We start from the raw sequence: 16560 nt of genomic DNA on the forward strand, positions 1-16560 counted from the left end.
AGCAACACTATCCCCTAGAGTCAATCTTCCCCCTTGGTGATAGGATCAATGCGGTTTGCACTGGGTTTCGTCACCTGTGATTGATCTAAAACAACTGCGAGAAAACCCCCAAGCCTTTGGCGATCGCCTGCGGCGGCGCGGCGGTGACTTTGACCTTGAGCGCATTTTAGAATTGGATGCGCAACAGCGACAGTTGGAACAACAGCGATCGCGCCTCCAGGCCCGCAGTAACGAAATTGGTGCCCTTGTCGGCAGAAAAATTAAGTCCGGTGTTCCCCCCACCGACCCCGAAATCCAAGCTCTAAAGACCGAGGCCAACGATCTCAAGCAGCAGCTCAGTGATCTCGAACCCCAAGAACGGCAGCTCAAGGAGGAACTAGAGCGCCTGCTGCTGACAATTCCCAACCTTCCCAGCGAAACAACTCCCATTGGCCGCGATGAAACCGAAAACGTGGAGGTGCGCCGTTGGGGGGATGAATATAAACCAACTCAGCCGTGCCAGCCCCATTGGGACATTGCCACTCAACTGGGACTCTGGGAGGTGGAGCGATCGGTAAAAGTCGCCCAAAGCCGCTTTGTTACCCTCTGGGGCATGGGGGCTGCCCTGGAGCGGGCCTTGATCCAGTTCATGCTCGATACCCACCGCGAGCGCGGCTATGTGGAAGTGTTGCCGCCCCTGTTGGTGAATACCGCCTCGCTAACCGCAACGGGGCAACTCCCCAAATTTGCTGAGGAGAGCTTTCGCTGTGCCGATGATGATCTCTGGTTGATTCCAACGGCGGAAGTGCCGCTAACGAATCTCTATCGGGAGGAAATTTTAGCCGCCGAGCAACTGCCCATTTACCACTGTGCCTACACCCCCTGTTTTCGGCGCGAAGCGGGCAGCTACGGCAAGGATACCCGCGGTCTCATTCGCCTGCACCAATTCAATAAAGTTGAGTTGGTTAAGTTTGTTCATCCGGAAACTTCCGCTGCGGAACATGAAGCCCTTGTGGCCGATGCAGAGTTCATTCTCCAAGCCCTGAAACTGCCCTATCGGGTGGTTGAACTGTGCACCGGAGATCTGGGATTTGCTGCCATGAAGTGCTACGACTTGGAAGTGTGGCTGCCCGCAGCGGGCTGCTACCGCGAAATTTCCAGTTGCTCTAATTTTGGGGATTTCCAAGCCCGTCGAGCCAAGATTCGCTTTAAGGGAGCCAAGCAAAAGGGAACCCAGTTTGTGCACACGCTCAATGGGTCTGGTTTAGCCGTTGGACGGACGATGGCGGCCATTCTGGAAAACTACCAACAGGCGGATGGCACGGTGCGGGTACCGGAGGTACTACAACCTTACTTGAAATGTAGTCACATTGGCAGGGCAGCCTCGTGAACACGACCCTGGGGGCGATCGCCCATGCGTTAGGGGTAGAAACTGCCTCGCCAGAGGTACCCATTACGGGGGTCAGCACTGACTCCCGCCAGATTGCCGCAGGAAATCTATTTGTTGCCCTGCGGGGGGCAACCTTTGATGGCCATCAATTCGTGGAGCAAGCGGCTGCAGCGGGGGCGATCGCCCTGATTGTCGAGACAGCAGTGTCTTCTCCTTTGCCGCAGCTTCGGGTGCCGGATACCCTATGGGCCTATCAGCGCTTGGGGCAGTGGTGGCGGCAGCAATGTTCAGCCAAAGTCATTGCAGTTACTGGCTCGGTGGGCAAAACCACCACCAAGGAAATGATTGCTGCTGTCCTCAGTCACTACGGTGCTGTTCACAAAACCACAGCCAACTTCAACAACGAGATTGGCGTTCCTAAGACCCTCCTGCAACTGGAACCCCATCACCAATTTGCCGTGATTGAAATGGGGATGCGTGCCCGCGGCGAAATTGCCCTCTTGAGCCGGATTGCCCAGCCCGATGTTGCCGTAATTACCAATGTTGGCACGGCGCATATTGGTCGCTTGGGTTCGCGCGAGGCCATTGCCCAAGCCAAATGCGAACTGCTTGCCGAAATGCCCGCGGGGGGAACTGCGGTGCTCAATGCCGATAGCCCCTTGCTCTTGCCAACAGCCATGCAGGTTTGGTCAGGACGCACGATTACCTATGGCCTTGAGGGGGGCACCCTGCGGGGACGCTACCAACCCCCCCAAACCCTGCATGTGAATGGACGTACCTACACCGTTCCCCTTGCTGGCGCCCACCATGCCCTCAACTTTTTGGCCGCCCTTGGGGTACTGCAAGCTCTGGATCTAGAGAGCAGTTGTCTGCCTCCCCAGTTAATGCTAGAACTGCCCAGTGGTCGCGGCGGCCGCTATCTCCTTGAACCAGATATTCTCTTGCTGGATGAAACCTACAATGCCGGCCTAGAATCCATGGTGGCGGCCTTGCACCTGTTGCGATCGCTCCCCGGTCGGCGGCATCTGGCGGTTCTCGGCCCTATGCGCGAACTGGGCGAGTTTTCCCTCCCCTTTCATGAGCAGGTGGGGGCAACGATTGCCGAATTAGACCTCGATGGTCTCTTGATCCTCGATAGAGGTAATGAAGGGGCAGCCCTTGCGCGCGGAGCGGGGCATGTTCCCAGTCAACAATTTGCTTGCCACGAAGAATTGGTGGAGTACCTATTGAAGGAAATGCAAGCGGGCGATCGCCTTCTTTTTAAGGCCTCCCATGCCGTTGCCCTAGATCGAGTAGTCACTGAACTGCGGCAGCGCTGGCCCAAACTGCCGTCTTAAGGGGGGTCGAGGCTTGCAAAGAGCAGTGAACTACGCTACACTAGAAAAACGTCAATATTCCTCAGTAGCTCAGCGGTAGAGCGGTCGGCTGTTAACCGATTGGTCGCTGGTTCGAATCCAGCCTGGGGAGTCCGATAACTTGAGCCACGCTATCCACGGCCACGTCCTCCCTCATTCGCGCTACCTCCCCCTAGGGAACTGCCACTGTTTCCAACAGTTCTGCTACACAGGCACGACCTGAGCGCCCCGCTGCTGTAATTAGACGATGGGTCAGTACATGGGGGGCCAATTGCTTCACATCATCGGGCAGGACGTAGTCGCGGCCATTGAGAAACGCTAAGGCTTGAGCTGTTCGCTGGAGCATGACTGTTCCCCGCGGACTCACTCCCAGCGTAATGCGATCGCTCTCACGGCTCGCCCGCACAAGGGCAAGAATGTACTTTTGCAAAGGAAGTTCCACCCGTACCTGTAGCACCTGCTGCCGCAACTGTTGGATTTCCCCCAAGCTCAGGCAAGGCTCCAATTGATTGACCTCCAAGCCCCCGCGCACCCGTTGTAGCATCTGCAGCTCCTCTTCCTCGCTAGGGTAGCCCAAACTAAAACACAGGGCAAAGCGATCCAACTGGGCTTCGGGCAGGGGAAATGTGCCTTGGTACTCCACGGGGTTCTGGGTGGCAATCACAAAAAAGGGCTGTGGTAGGGGGTAGGTGACGCCATCAATGGTGACTTGGTATTCCTCCATTACCTCTAGAAGGGCCGATTGGGTTCGCGGTGTGGCACGGTTAATCTCATCCGCTAGGAGGATATTGCAAAAGACAGGGCCGGGGCGAAACTCAAACTCTGCGGTTTTGGGGTTCCAGATGTTCGTGCCCGATAAATCGGTGGGCAGTAAATCAGGTGTGGCTTGGATGCGCTGAAAGGTCCCCCCCAGCGATCGCGCCAACGCCTTGGCCAAGAGCGTTTTCCCCACCCCCGGCACATCCTCCAACAGGACGTGACCCCCTGCCAGCAACCCCACCAACAGGAGTTCAATGGCGGCTTCTTTGCCCACCATGACTTGCCCAAGGTTCGTTACCAGTCGCCGGAGAGGTTCACGCATAGGAGACAACTTGCTTCAAGAGATCGGCAGCCACTTGGCAATCGGCAGCAATTTGCGCCCGTAGGGCAGCCAAACTGGGAAATCTCACCTCTGGGCGAATAAAGGCCTCCAGGTGGAGGGTGATTTCTTGATTGTAGAGACTCCCCTGCCAATTCAACAGATGCACCTCCGTGGTCACCTGCCGGCCTGTTACCGTGGGTCGCAGACCAATATTTACCACCCCCAATTGCTCACCAGCAAATGCTGCACCTGTTACGCGGCAGGCATAGACCCCATGGCGGGGCAATAATTTCTCAGTGGGGAGGGACAAATTGGCTGTGGGGAACCCCAACTGGCGTCCCAACTGTTCCCCTGGAATGACCGTCCCCGTCAAGGCATAGGGGCGTCCCAATAGCTCCCGTGCCAAGGCCACATCCCCCTCCGCGAGGGCTGCCCGCACCGCCGAGCTACTCACGCGATCGCTCCCCCGACAATAGGGGGGCACAATGTGCACCGGAATGCCAAAGGCGGCACAGAGGCTGCGCAAGTCCTCCGCTGTGCCCGATCGCCCCCGTCCAAAGCCAAAATTAAATCCCACACTCAACACCTTTGCCTGCAACTGCTGCACCAGAATTTGCTCCACAAACTCCAAGGGCGACAGTTGAGCCAAAGCATGGGTAAAGGGCAAAACAATCACCTGCTCAATGCCATACTGCTTTAGGAGCGCAGATTTTTCTGCCTCAGGGGTCAGGAGAAGGCGCTTCTCCCCTGTGAAAAACGCCTGTGGATGGGGTGAAAAAGTAATCACCGAAGGGGAACACTCTGGAGGGGCTGCGGCCACAAGGGTGCGGATCACCTCTTGATGCCCTCGATGGACACCGTCAAAATTGCCAAGGGCGATCGCCGTAGGAGTTTGCAAGGGTAGGCCACTGTTAAATTGACACAGAAAACATTTTGACACATTTAACCAAGGAGCAACAGTCTGGGAAAGCGTTCATTAAGGTTTTCTATTTACGTCATAGAAGAATTTCTCTTGAAGGATTCAAGAGGCCTATGCTACGTTGAGTAGCAATTTATCTTCTTGTGCCTAATCTGAGCCTTGGCAGCTTAGAGCGGAGGAACCAACGAATTAGGGGCGCATTCTCCACCGAGAAAGGATACCACTGAATCCTAGCCCGTCAGCTAACTTCGTCGGCATTCAGTTGGAGACTGGCTGTTTTTTTTACAACTGCTCAGTGTTCCAGCGTTTCGGTTTCGTGGCGTTGACCGAATTTGTTACCTTAGCAATTTTCAGGAAGCCCAATGCTGATTGAACACTGGCATGCATTCGCTGCTGGCACGATCTTCCTAGGCGTGATCCTTCTGATCATGACCGAGTGGATCAACATTACGATTGCGGCCTTTTTGGGGGCGATTCTCCTTGTCTTTCTCAATATCATGACCCTTGGGGAGGCCATTAGCTACATTGGCCGCAGTCATGGTACCCTCGCTCTCTTTTTTGGGGTCATGGTTCTGGTTCGCGCCTTTGAACCCACCAAGGTATTTGAGTATCTGGCAACCCAAATGGTGATCCTTGCCCGAGGTCAGGGAAAACGCCTGCTGTTGGGGATCGTGGCTCTAACAACCCCCATCTGTGCCGTGCTGCCCAATGCCACGACAGTGATGCTCCTTGCCCCCTTGTTGCCCCCCATGGCGGCTGAAGTGGGGGTGGACTTTGTGCCCCTGATTATCCTGATGGTGATTGTCTCTAATAGTGCCGGGTTGCTGACCCTTGTCGGCGATCCAGCCACTTATATTGTCGGGGATGCCATCAATCTTAGTTTTGCCGATTATCTGCTGCGTCTCAGTCTAGGGGGGGTACTGGCGATCGCCGTCATTGTCTTTTGCCTGCCGATTCTCTTTCGCCGTATTTGGCGCAAAGAACTCAACTCCCTCGATCACTTGCCCCACCCGAAAATTAATCATCCCCGCACCCTGGCCGTCGGCTGTGTGATCATCGTCTTTGTCTTGACCTTCTTTGTTATTGGCGATGGCATGGTCGTTAAAGTGGCTCCCCCTGCGGTTGCTTTAATGGGGGCTGCCTTGGCACTCCTTTTGTCCCATCAAAGCAAGATTGATACGGTTACCAACATTCTACGGGATGTGGACTGGGCCACCCTGATCTTCTTTATGAGTATTTTTGTCCTCATTGGTGGCTTGGAGAAAACAGGCATCATTGGCCAACTTTCGCAACTTCTCGGCGTTATCATTGGCCAAAATATCTTTTTTGGCTCGCTACTCCTACTGTTTACGATTGGCATTCTCTCCAGCGTCATTCCCAATATCCCCTTGGTGGTGGCGATGGTACCGCTGCTGAAAAAATACCTCGTAGAGGTGGGGCTAGCGGGTGCAGAAATTCTTCACGTCGGCTATGGTGGTGATTTACCAGCACAGGTGCTACCCCTGTTCTATGCCATGATGCTAGGAGCAACCTTAGGGGGCAATGCCACCCTTGTCGGTGCCTCTGCCAACATCGTCGGTGCGGGGATTGCCGAACTCCACGGCCGCCGCATTCGCTTCAAAACTTTCCTGCGCTATGGGATACCGATTACGGCATTGCAGTTAGGGGTTTCGGCACTTTTTTTAACGGTGCGCTTTCTCATTTGGCAGTGACTGCTGCCCAATCTTCCCTTAAGTTACCAAGTCGGATCGCGAAACACATAGGCCGTAATGTGGGTGCAATCTTTGCGATCGCCGGCAATTGTAGAGATACAGGTGCGAATTTCTTCGCCATTCGCCAATTCCACCGTACAGGCTCCGCAACTCCCCATGCGACACCCCGTGGGAATCTCCACACCGGCTCGCTCAGCTACGCTCAACCAACTTTCGCCCGCTTCGGCTTCAACAGAGACGTGATCCGGCAGAAACGTCACCCTAATCATTCCTTCACTCCATGGTACGTTCCCATTAAGTACAGCAAGGCCATCCGCACCGCCACCCCACTGGTCACCTGTTGATTAACAAGGCTCGATTGGCGATCCTCCAGCAGTGCCGAACTCAATTCCACACCGCGATTCACCGGCCCCGGATGCATCACGCGCACATGGGGTTTACACAGGCGCAGCCGCTCATGGGTAATGCCAAACTGCCGATGGTACTCGCGTAAACTGGGGATCAAGTGTTGATCCATGCGTTCCCGTTGCAGCCGCAGCGTCATGACAATATCAGCATCAGCAAGGGCCGGTTCCAGCGTCCAGTGGAGTGTTGCCCCATACTCTGCAAATTCCGGCGGCAGCAGGGTAGGGGGGCCAGCTAAGTGCACATCGGCACCAGCGGTCTTAAGGCTGTAGAGGTTGGATCGCGCCACGCGGGAATGGCGAATATCCCCGACAATGGCAATTTTCTTCCCCTGCAACAGGGCACAGCAGGGCTGATGTGGATCGTAGAGTTGGCAAAGGGTAAACAGATCCAGCAGCGCTTGAGAGGGATGTTCATGCAAGCCATCACCGGCATTGAGAACGGCCACCTGAGCGCCAAGACGATCCATTTCCGCTGCAATGGTCTGGGGCACTCCCGACTGCTGATGGCGAATCACCATGAACTCTGCCCCCATCGCCCACAGGGTCTTAGCGGTATCGAGAATCGTTTCCCCTTTGGTGAGGGCAGAGGTGCCGGGAGAGAAGTTGAGAATATCGGCAGAAAGTCGTTTGGCTGCCAGCTCAAAACTATTGCGAGTGCGTGTTGAACTTTCAAAAAAAAGATTGGCCACCACCCGCGCTTGCAGGGTTGGCACTTTTTTAGTGCGACGATTCAGGACTTCTTGAAAACTCAGTGCCGTTTGCAGCACAATGTCTAGCTCCGCCACCGTAAAGTCTTGGAGGGAGAGGACGTGGCGACGCTGCCAGTGGTGGGGGGGAGTAAGAGTAGGCGTCATGGACAGGAGGTTAGAGTTCGAGCAAGCTCAGCGGCTGTGAGTTGTTCGTAGCGTTCAAAGGGTTGATGAATCCATGGATTCCCCGGCAGGTAATGCACATAGTAATCTGGACGAATACAGGAGGCCGCTTTGTACCACAGCACTGCCGTGCGCACCTCCTCAACGGCAAAGCCGTATTTTAGCTCTAGCCACCGCAGCGTTTTTTTCAACGAAAGGCCAGAATCCACTAAGTCATCCACCAACAGGACATGGCTGCCTAAGGTGGCAGTGGTCATGGTCAAGTCCCGCGCAAAGGTGATGCGCCCCCGCTCTTGCTTATTGATACCGCCATAGGACGACACCGCCAAAATCGCGAGGGGTTGATTAAACAAGCGGCTGAGAATGTCCCCTACCCGCAGACCCCCCTTGGCCAGGCAGAGGATTTGATTGAACTGCCATCCCGATTCATAAACGGCGATCGCCAACCGTTCAATGGTGCGATGATACTCGTCCCAATCCACGTAGAGATCTGCCATGGTACCTAGAAGCTGGCCTTCAACCAGGAAATGGGAATAGAGAGCAGCTTGCGCCACCCAGAGACAAAGGCGCGCCGGTTAAAGACATCGTAATCGTTGGCTTCGATGACATCAAGAATTTGGCGATAGAGCATCAACGCCGACCACACAGGCCAACGGGCATCCCGCTCTAGGTAGGCAATCCCCACTTCTGCTTGCCGATAAAATTGTCGTGCCCGCTGAATTTGAAAGCGCATCAGTGCCCGCCAGCGATCGTCAATTACCCCCCGCTGCAAATCTTCCTCGGTGTAATGAAAGGCAGCTAAATCCTCTAAAGGTAAATAAATTCGTCCCCGCCGCATATCTTCTCCCACATCCCGCAGGATATTGGTGAGCTGATTGGCAATGCCGAGGGCAATCGCTTGATCTTTGAGGGTACCTTTGGCCTGATAGGGATCTACCCAAGGGGAACACAGGCGATCGCTATAGGGATTGCCGCCCATAACCTCAAGGGACATCAAGCCCACCGTACCCGCAACGCGGTAGCAGTAGAGTTCCAACTCGGCAAAGGTGTCATAGCGACTGCGGTGCAGGTCCATCCGCTGGCCCGCAATCATATCCCGAAAGGGTTGGATGTCTAGGGGGTATTGTTCCAGCGTTGCCGTCAGGGCTAAGTCCATGGCATCGTGGGGGCGACCGGCAAAAATGTCCTCAAGGCGGGCTTCCCACTCATCGAGGGTGGCCATGGTGGTTGTGGCTGCCTGCGGCCCGTCCACTAGCTCGTCGGTGCGCCGACACCAGACGTAAATTGCCCAAATGGCGCGGCGCTTGGCGGGAGGCATCAACAGTGTGCCGAGGTAAAACGTCTTGGCGTAGGTGGCGGTTACCTGACGACACAACTCGTAGGCTTCGTCGAGGGAAATCAGGGGAGGAACGTACTCGGCTCTAGGCAGTTGCAGCATTGGCGACAGTCTGAGTAGAGGGTTTGGGGGGCTGTGGGGCGTTGCTCTCTGCGAGCCGCTTCGCGATCGCCTGCGCTGTCAGCTTACCAGAAAGAACTGCCCCTTCCATACTCCCAAGGTACGGCTGCATTGTATAGCTCCCCGCGAGGAAGAAGTTGGGAATGGGGGTGACCTGCTCTGGACGAAAGGCTTGGCGACCGGGGGTGGCTTTATAGACTGAACGGGGGGTTTTCACCACCGCTGTTTTCAGCACTTTAGCAGGTTCTGGCAAGTGATTGGGGAAGAGCTTGGCCAGTTCGGCAAGGGTGGCCTCCACAATCTCTTCATCACTGCGGCCAATCCACTCGGCGGCAGGGGCTAATACCAGCTCCAGCATTGACCTGTCGGGATCGGCATAGCCCTTGCAGGTTTCGCTCATGTCGGCATAGACACTCAACAGGGGCGATCGCGAGAAAAGGAGATGATCCACGGTCGGCAATTTGCGATCAAACCAGATTTGGACATTAATCACAGGAACGCCTTCCAGGCCATTGAGTTTCTGGAAAAAGGGCAGGTCTTGCCACGGCTTCGGCAGCAGCAGTTTAAGGGCATCCACGGACATTGCCGAGACATAGGCATCGGCGGTGATTTCAAAGCGCCGCTGCCCCTCGCGATCGGCCATGACAAAGGAGCGCACAGAGAGATCCTCATTGAGGACAATCTCCCGCAGTGCCACATTGGTGTGCACTTCACCGCCGCGGGTCGTAACGTAATCCACAATTGGCTGACACAAGCGTTCGGGGGGCGCCCCGTCTAAGAAGGCAATTTTTGAGCCATAGCGTTCCCGCAGGAAGCGGTTCATTGCCGTCAGGGGAATCGTTGCCGAGACTTCATCGGGGTTCAGGAAGGTGAGAGCCTTGGAGGCGGCAATGAAAATATCGGAGTTCACCCGCTCATCAATGCCTTGGCGTTGTAGCCACTCAAGGAGTGTGTATTTGTCCATCGCCTCGACGTATTTTTGACCGCGCACGATCGCCGGCCACAGGCCTAAAGCAAAGCGGAACTTCTGCTCCCAGGTCAGCATATCGTTGTTGCGCAAAATCGAGAGCAGCACATTAAAGGGCGCAGGAATATCGGGGACAGCAAACCACGAGAGCACCCCCGGCTTTTCGGGTTGGTTAAAAATCAGGGCATGGCGTTTCCATTGCAAGCGATCGCTAATTCCCAATTCCTCAAGGAGTTGCAACATATTGGGGTAGGCGCCAAAGAAGGCGTGTAAGCCCGTTTCTACCCAGTCCCCATCGGCGTCCTGCCATGCCGCCACCAAGCCCCCAAGGACATTGGCACGCTCAAAGACGATGGGGGTATGTCCCGCATCCACTAGATACTTGGCGCAGGCTAAGCCCGCTAGGCCACCACCGGCAATTGCAACTCGCATGAATGACGTTACCCTAACTGACGAAGATGAACGTAGTCCCCAAGGGAGACAAAAAGCTGTTCATATTATATTTACAAAACGTTACGGAAACACCGGCCCTAGGCTAATGTTGGAGTTGAATTTGCCAAATAGACCGTACTTCCCATTGGGCCAAGGTAACGGCAGAGATAGGGAGAAAAGACTTCATAGATGAGGGTGATAGGACGGCGATCGTGCCAAAAGAGGTAATGCCGCCCCCAAAAGGGTCCCGGCTCACCAAAGGCGGCAGCCAGGGTTTCAGAGTGCCCTAGATACACCGCCTGAATATCGCGATAAAGCTCCACCTTGCGCTGGGCGAGATTCGTCCAAATGGGCATGGCGCGGTTTTGCAAATACTCATCCACATGGGCGGCTTCCCACCAGGAGGTGGCATAGGCAAGGCGTTGACCTGAGGCAGTTCGTAGCCACACCTGACGCCGCAGCCGAGGAGCTGGAATCAGTTGTAGTTGCGCCGGGGCGCGATCGCTGGCGTGGCCAATAGCGGACATATCAATCACATCCACTTCTGTAGTTTCACCGGTCAGCAGTTGGAGGTGGCGGGTGGGGGAGCCATCCCCCAGAATCAGCATTTGCCACGCGGGCGCTAAAAGATCATGGGGCAAGCCTTGGGCGATCGCTGCCGCATCCCCCTGCCAAATGGGATCAAGGGCATACCAAGGGCTAGAGCAGGTGGAGGGCAACAGCGAAACAGTCAAGGACGTGACACACTGCTTAACAAAACTTCGTCAATTGTAGCAAGGATGATCGTGCTCTTTCAGAAGGGTACGAAGGCCCAAGGGCTAGAGTAGAGTCGTAGTGAGCAGTAATCTTGAGGCAATCTCTATGACAACCCCAGTGGCATCTCCCCTTGAGCTGACACCGGAACAAACGGCCATTTGGATTAAAGGACTTTTGAGTATTGCCTGTGCCGATGGTCACTTTGACCCCGAAGAAAAGCAACTGATTACTAGTCTAATTCGCGAGGAAATTGCCCCTGAAATCGATCTTGAGCAGTTTGCCCCCGTCACCGATGCAGAATTGCAGGCCACCTTTGGCAGCGATCGCCCCCTTGCGGAAAATTTCCTGCGCACCGCCGTCATGGTGGCGTTGGCCAATGGCATTTACTCCCAATCGGAGGATGCCGAACTGCAACGCTTCTGCCGTGCCCTAGGACTGGAAATTGATGCCTTGGACTCCCTAAAACATACCCTTGATGGCCAGCACGAGAGCAATGAGCAAACCCTGCGCCTGCTGGATCCGGTGCGCCGCTGGCTGGATGGGTTAGAGATCAAGGATGCCAAGGTGGCTCGCTTTCTCTGCCGCCTGATTCCCCCCCAATGCCCCTTTGAGCGCGATATTGTCCTCTTTGGCCGCAAGATTGTGCATATCCCCCCCTTGTGTAAACTCAATCCCCTCTATGATCAGTTAATGGGGTTGCGCTTCCGCTCCCTCACCTACTTAGCCGAGGAGTGTGGCGAAGATATTACCCCCTACTGTTAGAGGGCACCGAGTCGCTTAGATGTCAAAACCCAGCAAACCCAAAATTGCCTTTGCCCACCTAGGCTGTGACAAGAACCGCGTGGACACAGAGCACATGATTGGTCTCCTTGCGGCGGCGGGCTATGGGGTAGGAACCGATGAAACCGAAGCCGACTACGTTGTGGTCAACACCTGTAGCTTTATCCAAGCCGCCCGCGAAGAGTCGGTGCGCACCCTTGTCGAACTGGCGGAGGCCAATAAGAAAATTGTCATCACCGGCTGCCTGGCACAGCACTTTCAAGGGGAACTCTTGGCGGAGCTTCCCGAAGCCGTGGCCGTTGTTGGCAGTGGCGATTACCACCACATTGTCGAGGTCATTGAGCGGGTGGAACGGGGCGAGCGGGTGCAGCAAATCAGTGCCGTCCCCACCTACATTGCCGATGAAACGGTTCCCCGCTACCGCACCACCCCGGCACCTGTGGCCTATCTGCGCATTGCCGAAGGCTGTGACTATCGCTGTGCTTTTTGTATTATTCCCCAGTTGCGGGGCAACCAGCGATCGCGCTCCATTGAGTCCATTGTCAACGAGGCTCGGCAGTTAGCCGCTGAGGGGGTACAAGAAATCATCCTTGTTTCCCAAATTACGACCAACTACGGCATGGATCTCTATGGCCAGCCCCAACTGGCAACGCTGATTCGCGCCCTTGGCAAAGTGGACGTGCCTTGGATTCGCCTGCACTATGCCTATCCCACGGGGCTGACGCCTGAAGTCATTGCGGCGATGCGGGAAACGCCCAACATCCTGCCCTATCTGGACTTGCCGCTGCAACATTCCCACCCTGAAGTCCTGCGGGCAATGAATCGGCCATGGCAGGCGGGGGTCAACGATCGCCTGATGGAGCGGCTGCGGCAGGACTTACCCGAAGCAGTAATGCGCACGACCTTTATTGTGGGGTTTCCCGGTGAAACGGAGCGCCACTTTGAACACCTCTGCCGGTTTGTGCAGCGGCACGAGTTTGACCATGTGGGGGTCTTTACCTACTCCGCTGAGGAAGGCACTGCTGCCTATGAGCTGCCCAATCAAATCCCAGAGGAAATCAAAATAGCGCGGCGCGATCGCCTGATGCAACTGCAACAACCCATTGCTCAGCGCAAAAATGCCGCCGAGGTGGGCAAGACCGTGCCTGTGCTCATTGAACAGGAAAATCCGCAAACTGGGGAATTGATTGGCCGCTCTCCCCGCTTTGCCCCCGATGTGGATGGGGTAGTTTATGTCCAGGGCAGGGCCACCTTGGGCACAATTGTCCCTGTAAAAATCACCGCTGCCGACATTTACGATCTGTACGGCATCATCCCCGCCTAAGTTCGGTTTTACCCCTAGGCGAATCGGAAACGTTGGGGCTATGGTCAAGGCAGTGGGGGACGTTGTATTGGCTGCTATGGGACGCTCGCATTCCGCGATTGATCGTGATGACGGTCGGGCCGGCGATCGCTTTTGGCAGTGGCAAGCGGGGGTGGCTGCCCTAGAAAAATTATTGGCAGTAATACATCCCATTGAGGGCTTTTTAGTCTCCTTCCCCAGTCCGATTGTCAAAGATTCCCCCCTAAAAACCTATGTCCTCTTGCCCCAGGGGCGATCGCTCCCCTACCTCCCCCCCACGGATGCCAAGCCTGCTTTGTCGGCAATGACCCTTTTGCCCTCAGGGGGGGAGGGAAGGAGTCCTTTTTGCCTGTTACTGAGTCCGGAGGTCAATCTGTTGCTGGTCTATCAAGGGGAGCGAGGACTGCATTTTTCTTTTGATCCAGAAGAAATTCATGCCTTTTGGCAGCAGCTACGGCAGCAACTGCCTTTAACCGATCTCCACCCCATAGATCAATGGTTTGCCGGCGCGGCCATGGTTCCCCCCAGCTATCGCTTGGTGAGCGAATTTGCCCAATGGTTGTTGGACTACAGTTACCCTGAGGCTCTCCCCCCGACTGCGGCTACAACACCCATGGCCGCTGACATTAGCCTCCTGCAAGCCCTTGCCCACGAGGTGCGCACTCCCCTCACAACCATCAATACCTTTATCCAATTGCTACAACGGCAAGAGAATTTACCCCAGCGCACCTACCAGTATCTGCAAAAAATTGGTCAAGAGATTCAAGATCAAATCACCCGCTTTAATCTGCTGAGTGATGCTGCAGAAATATTCACTCGTCCTAGCCCTAAGCCCCCCCTTGCTTTGGGCCAAACCCACTTGGCGGAACTTTTCATGACAAACTTGACCCGCTGGCAAAAACAGGCGGCGCGTCGGCAAGTTAAACTGGCAGTGGATTGTCCGTCAGAGTTACCCCGCGTCCTCAGTGATCCAACGTCCTTGGATCAGGTGTTGACAGGATTAGTGGAGTACTACAGCCAAACCCTTGCCCCTGAGAGTGAATTGCAGCTAGTGGTGCAGCGGGCAGGACAGCACGTGAAGCTGGAATTGCGATCGCCCCAGTACAAATACCGCAGCGATCTTGCCGCTTTGGGGCACTTTCTCCTCTGGCATCCGGCAACAGGGCAACTGAGTCTCAATTTTGAAGCTGCCAAACTCTTGATTGAGGCCGTGGGGGCAAAGGTGATTCAACGGCGCGATCGCCAAGCCGGCGAAATTCTCACCCTCTATCTGCCCATTGCCGACGAGAGTGGCTGACAGCGGGGACAATAGTGACTGGAGCGGCCTGCCAAGCGCAGCCGTTCAATGGTCGTGCCACAGACGCGGCAGGCTTTCCCTTGGCGACCATACACCCATGCCTGACCCCCATAGTGACCATTTACCCCCTGCGGCGTAACAAAGGTGCGAATAGTGGTACCACCCGCTGCAATTCCTTCCTTGAGCACTCGGCGAATGACTTGGTGCAGGCGAGCGATCTGCTCCGTTGTCAGGGTGTGGGTGGGCAGGGCGGGGTGCAGGCCACTTAAAAAAAGACTCTCATCGGCATAGATATTCCCCATGCCCGCAACAACGGTTTGATCTAACAGAGCCGTTTTCAGGGCACGGCGATGGTGCACCAACCGCTCCGCCAAGAACCGCACTGTAAAGGCTTCACTCAGGGGTTCCGGTGCCAATGTGGCCAGGGTGGGAATTGCCTGTTCCGGGCGGCAATGGGCCGGAATCCACCAACAGCGGCCAAAGGTGCGTTGATCCACAAAACGGAGTTCTGCCCCCGTTGCCAAGAACCAGCGGACACGGGTATGGGGACAGGGGGGCTGGGGGGTCGTCAGCCATAGGAGCTGGCCACTCATGCGCAGATGAATGACAAGGCAACTGTCGTCACTGAGGGTGGCCAAAAGGTACTTCCCCCGCCGTTGCCATTGGGTAAAGGCGCGATCGCGCAGGGACTCGATAAAGGTTTGGGGCCGGTCAGGAAGGGCAATCGAACGGGCTAGAAGCACTTCTCCCCCCACAATAGGCTGCCCCAAGGTGACGACTTCTAGCCCACGGCGGACTGTTTCTACTTCCGGTAATTCCGGCACAAGACACTATTTCCCTTTTTTGGGAGGAGCCACCTCTTGCAGTTCATGGAGCGCAAAATTGTTCGTATTCACACCACCAGCACTGCCGCTGTAGCCGGTGTAATTGACTTTGTCAAAGCGCACAATTACCGGATATTTGACGCCGGGGGTTTGATCCACGGAGGCGACGGTGCCCACTTCGTTGTACCAATAGGATTCAGGGCGGAGAATCTTGACTTTAGAACCACGTTGCACCATGAGTTATCGTCCTAGAAATTTCTCAACGGCTAGAGTTAAGCCTACTATGACTACTACGGCTTGTTACGCTTGCTCCACAAAATTTCACAGAGCCGCCCCTCTCTGGGAATTGCTAGGGAAAAAGGCTTATACTAGCGGGGATTCCCTTTTCGTCATCATGCTATGGCCAACACTGCTGAAGTCATCAAGCTGTCAGGGGTCTTTGGTGGCCCGCAAGCTCAGGAATTTCGTCAAAAAATCGCTGAACTAGTTCAACAAGGAACCCAAGACTTATTGCTGGATTGCGCTGAGGTCACCTTCATTGACAGTTCTGGCTTAGGTGCCCTCGTCGTTGCGCTTAAAACCGTTCGCACCGCTGGCGGGCAACTTTACCTACGCAATGTTCCTAAGCAAATGATGATGCTCCTTGAGCTGACAAGCATGGATAAGGTCTTTCAAATTGTTTCCACCCTTTAATTTCCATTTAGTCAGCTTCCCCGAAGAGAAGCAAGAGCGTCCCTAATATAGCCTCTCCCTGAGCGGATTGCAACCCCCTGTTCCGAGGGATCCCTTGCAAGGGAGGGGTAAATTATTTTCTACGACATGACTAAAAATGCTCAAACCCACTCCCAGACAGACTCCGAGGGATTCAACGCAAGATTCAAAGTTTGCGCCACTTCAATGGATCTGTCGGCGGAGAAAATTCTGGCTCAGGGGATACGGTTATCTGGCGACCAGTTGTGAGCCTACAGCACTGGCCAGTTGTTCGAGCATC

The 16560-nt window shown here is 55.2% G+C and carries 17 protein-coding genes, 1 tRNA gene and 1 riboswitch; of the genes, 8 read left to right on the forward strand and 10 right to left on the reverse strand.

Going from position 1 to position 16560, the window contains the following annotated elements; all coding sequences use genetic code 11:
* Positions 1–76 precede the first annotated feature (76 nt).
* From serS to Q0711_RS08160, 3 genes are all read left to right on the forward strand, one after another.
* The gene (gene serS / locus Q0711_RS08150) at positions 77–1369 is read left to right on the forward strand and encodes a serine--tRNA ligase (protein ID WP_298613221.1); all 1293 of its coding nucleotides are present in this window, start codon (positions 77–79) and stop codon (positions 1367–1369) included.
* Complete coding sequence (gene murF / locus Q0711_RS08155) at positions 1366–2706, forward strand: UDP-N-acetylmuramoyl-tripeptide--D-alanyl-D-alanine ligase (RefSeq protein ID WP_298613174.1); 1341 nt, start codon at positions 1366–1368, stop codon at positions 2704–2706. The genes serS and murF overlap by 4 nt, the downstream gene beginning before the upstream one ends.
* A 58-nt stretch (positions 2707–2764) precedes the next feature.
* Positions 2765–2836, forward strand: a tRNA-Asn gene (locus Q0711_RS08160).
* A 60-nt stretch (positions 2837–2896) separates the two neighbouring features.
* Here Q0711_RS08160 and Q0711_RS08165 read toward each other — a convergent pair.
* Complete coding sequence (locus Q0711_RS08165; RefSeq protein ID WP_298613177.1) at positions 2897–3805, reverse strand: MoxR family ATPase; 909 nt, start codon at positions 3803–3805, stop codon at positions 2897–2899.
* Entirely contained in the window at positions 3798–4745 is a 948-nt protein-coding gene (locus Q0711_RS08170) for a bifunctional riboflavin kinase/FAD synthetase (protein WP_298613179.1), read from the reverse strand. The genes Q0711_RS08165 and Q0711_RS08170 overlap by 8 nt, the downstream gene beginning before the upstream one ends.
* Positions 4746–4858: 113 nt before the next feature.
* A riboswitch (cyclic di-AMP (ydaO/yuaA leader) is annotated at positions 4859–4997 on the forward strand.
* Between the two features lie 95 nt (positions 4998–5092).
* Between Q0711_RS08170 and Q0711_RS08175 the strand changes: the two genes are divergently transcribed.
* Positions 5093–6436 (forward strand): ArsB/NhaD family transporter, encoded by a 1344-nt coding sequence (locus Q0711_RS08175; RefSeq protein WP_366142466.1) that lies wholly within the window; start codon positions 5093–5095, stop codon positions 6434–6436.
* Between the two features lie 23 nt (positions 6437–6459).
* On the opposite strand, the gene Q0711_RS08180 is transcribed toward Q0711_RS08175, so the two are convergent.
* The 6 genes from Q0711_RS08180 to Q0711_RS08205 all read right to left on the reverse strand — a co-directional run bounded on the left by Q0711_RS08180 (position 6460) and on the right by Q0711_RS08205 (position 11304).
* Positions 6460–6705: a 2Fe-2S iron-sulfur cluster-binding protein gene (locus Q0711_RS08180; RefSeq protein WP_298613185.1), complete on the reverse strand. Its 246-nt coding sequence runs from the start codon at positions 6703–6705 to the stop codon at positions 6460–6462.
* Entirely contained in the window at positions 6702–7697 is a 996-nt protein-coding gene (locus Q0711_RS08185) for an aspartate carbamoyltransferase catalytic subunit (protein WP_298613188.1), read from the reverse strand. Before Q0711_RS08185 ends, Q0711_RS08180 begins: the two co-directional genes overlap by 4 nt.
* Entirely contained in the window at positions 7694–8212 is a 519-nt protein-coding gene (locus Q0711_RS08190; RefSeq protein ID WP_298613191.1) for a phosphoribosyltransferase family protein, read from the reverse strand. Before Q0711_RS08190 ends, Q0711_RS08185 begins: the two co-directional genes overlap by 4 nt.
* A gap of 5 nt (positions 8213–8217) precedes the next feature.
* The gene (locus Q0711_RS08195) at positions 8218–9153 is read right to left on the reverse strand and encodes a phytoene synthase (protein ID WP_298613194.1); all 936 of its coding nucleotides are present in this window, start codon (positions 9151–9153) and stop codon (positions 8218–8220) included.
* On the reverse strand, positions 9137–10570 hold the full coding sequence (gene pds / locus Q0711_RS08200) for a 15-cis-phytoene desaturase (protein WP_298613197.1): 1434 nt from the start codon (positions 10568–10570) through the stop codon (positions 9137–9139). Before pds ends, Q0711_RS08195 begins: the two co-directional genes overlap by 17 nt.
* A 98-nt stretch (positions 10571–10668) precedes the next feature.
* Entirely contained in the window at positions 10669–11304 is a 636-nt protein-coding gene (locus Q0711_RS08205; RefSeq protein ID WP_298613200.1) for a chorismate lyase, read from the reverse strand.
* 127 nt (positions 11305–11431) lie between these two features.
* Between Q0711_RS08205 and Q0711_RS08210 the strand changes: the two genes are divergently transcribed.
* The 3 genes from Q0711_RS08210 (at position 11432) to Q0711_RS08220 (ending at position 14745) form a co-directional block, all read left to right on the forward strand.
* Entirely contained in the window at positions 11432–12088 is a 657-nt protein-coding gene (locus Q0711_RS08210; RefSeq protein WP_298613203.1) for a Mo-dependent nitrogenase C-terminal domain-containing protein, read from the forward strand.
* Between the two features lie 19 nt (positions 12089–12107).
* Positions 12108–13430, forward strand: coding sequence for a 30S ribosomal protein S12 methylthiotransferase RimO (gene rimO, locus Q0711_RS08215; RefSeq protein ID WP_298613206.1), 1323 nt, complete (start codon positions 12108–12110; stop codon positions 13428–13430).
* 76 nt (positions 13431–13506) lie between these two features.
* Complete coding sequence (locus Q0711_RS08220) at positions 13507–14745, forward strand: histidine kinase dimerization/phospho-acceptor domain-containing protein (RefSeq protein ID WP_298613209.1); 1239 nt, start codon at positions 13507–13509, stop codon at positions 14743–14745.
* Here Q0711_RS08220 and Q0711_RS08225 read toward each other — a convergent pair.
* Complete coding sequence (locus tag Q0711_RS08225; protein WP_298613212.1) at positions 14715–15569, reverse strand: DNA-formamidopyrimidine glycosylase; 855 nt, start codon at positions 15567–15569, stop codon at positions 14715–14717. The genes Q0711_RS08220 and Q0711_RS08225 overlap by 31 nt on opposite strands.
* A gap of 6 nt (positions 15570–15575) precedes the next feature.
* Positions 15576–15806 (reverse strand): photosystem I reaction center subunit IV, encoded by a 231-nt coding sequence (locus Q0711_RS08230; protein ID WP_298613214.1) that lies wholly within the window; start codon positions 15804–15806, stop codon positions 15576–15578.
* 162 nt (positions 15807–15968) lie between these two features.
* On the opposite strand from Q0711_RS08230, the gene Q0711_RS08235 reads away from it, so the two are divergent.
* Entirely contained in the window at positions 15969–16262 is a 294-nt protein-coding gene (locus tag Q0711_RS08235) for an STAS domain-containing protein (protein ID WP_298613217.1), read from the forward strand.
* Positions 16263–16560: the final 298 nt, after the last annotated feature.

Source organism: uncultured Thermosynechococcus sp. (genome assembly GCF_937958135.1).
Taxonomy (GTDB): domain Bacteria; phylum Cyanobacteriota; class Cyanobacteriia; order Thermosynechococcales; family Thermosynechococcaceae; genus Thermosynechococcus.

Bases quoted from the DNA above. Each gene is read 5' to 3' on its own strand.
- Q0711_RS08195 (WP_298613194.1), bottom strand. From the start codon at position 9,153: ATGCTGCAACTGCCTAGAGCCGAGTACGTTCCTCCCCTGATTTCCCTC.
- Q0711_RS08180 (WP_298613185.1), bottom strand. From the start codon at position 6,705: ATGATTAGGGTGACGTTTCTGCCGGATCACGTCTCTGTTGAAGCCGAA.
- Q0711_RS08190 (WP_298613191.1), bottom strand. From the start codon at position 8,212: ATGGCAGATCTCTACGTGGATTGGGACGAGTATCATCGCACCATTGAA.
- Q0711_RS08230 (WP_298613214.1), bottom strand. From the start codon at position 15,806: ATGGTGCAACGTGGTTCTAAAGTCAAGATTCTCCGCCCTGAATCCTAT.
- Q0711_RS08220 (WP_298613209.1), top strand. From the start codon at position 13,507: ATGGGACGCTCGCATTCCGCGATTGATCGTGATGACGGTCGGGCCGGC.
- Q0711_RS08185 (WP_298613188.1), bottom strand. From the start codon at position 7,697: ATGACGCCTACTCTTACTCCCCCCCACCACTGGCAGCGTCGCCACGTC.
- Q0711_RS08165 (WP_298613177.1), bottom strand. From the start codon at position 3,805: ATGCGTGAACCTCTCCGGCGACTGGTAACGAACCTTGGGCAAGTCATG.
- rimO (WP_298613206.1), top strand. From the start codon at position 12,108: ATGTCAAAACCCAGCAAACCCAAAATTGCCTTTGCCCACCTAGGCTGT.
- pds (WP_298613197.1), bottom strand. From the start codon at position 10,570: ATGCGAGTTGCAATTGCCGGTGGTGGCCTAGCGGGCTTAGCCTGCGCC.
- Q0711_RS08210 (WP_298613203.1), top strand. From the start codon at position 11,432: ATGACAACCCCAGTGGCATCTCCCCTTGAGCTGACACCGGAACAAACG.
- Q0711_RS08235 (WP_298613217.1), top strand. From the start codon at position 15,969: ATGGCCAACACTGCTGAAGTCATCAAGCTGTCAGGGGTCTTTGGTGGC.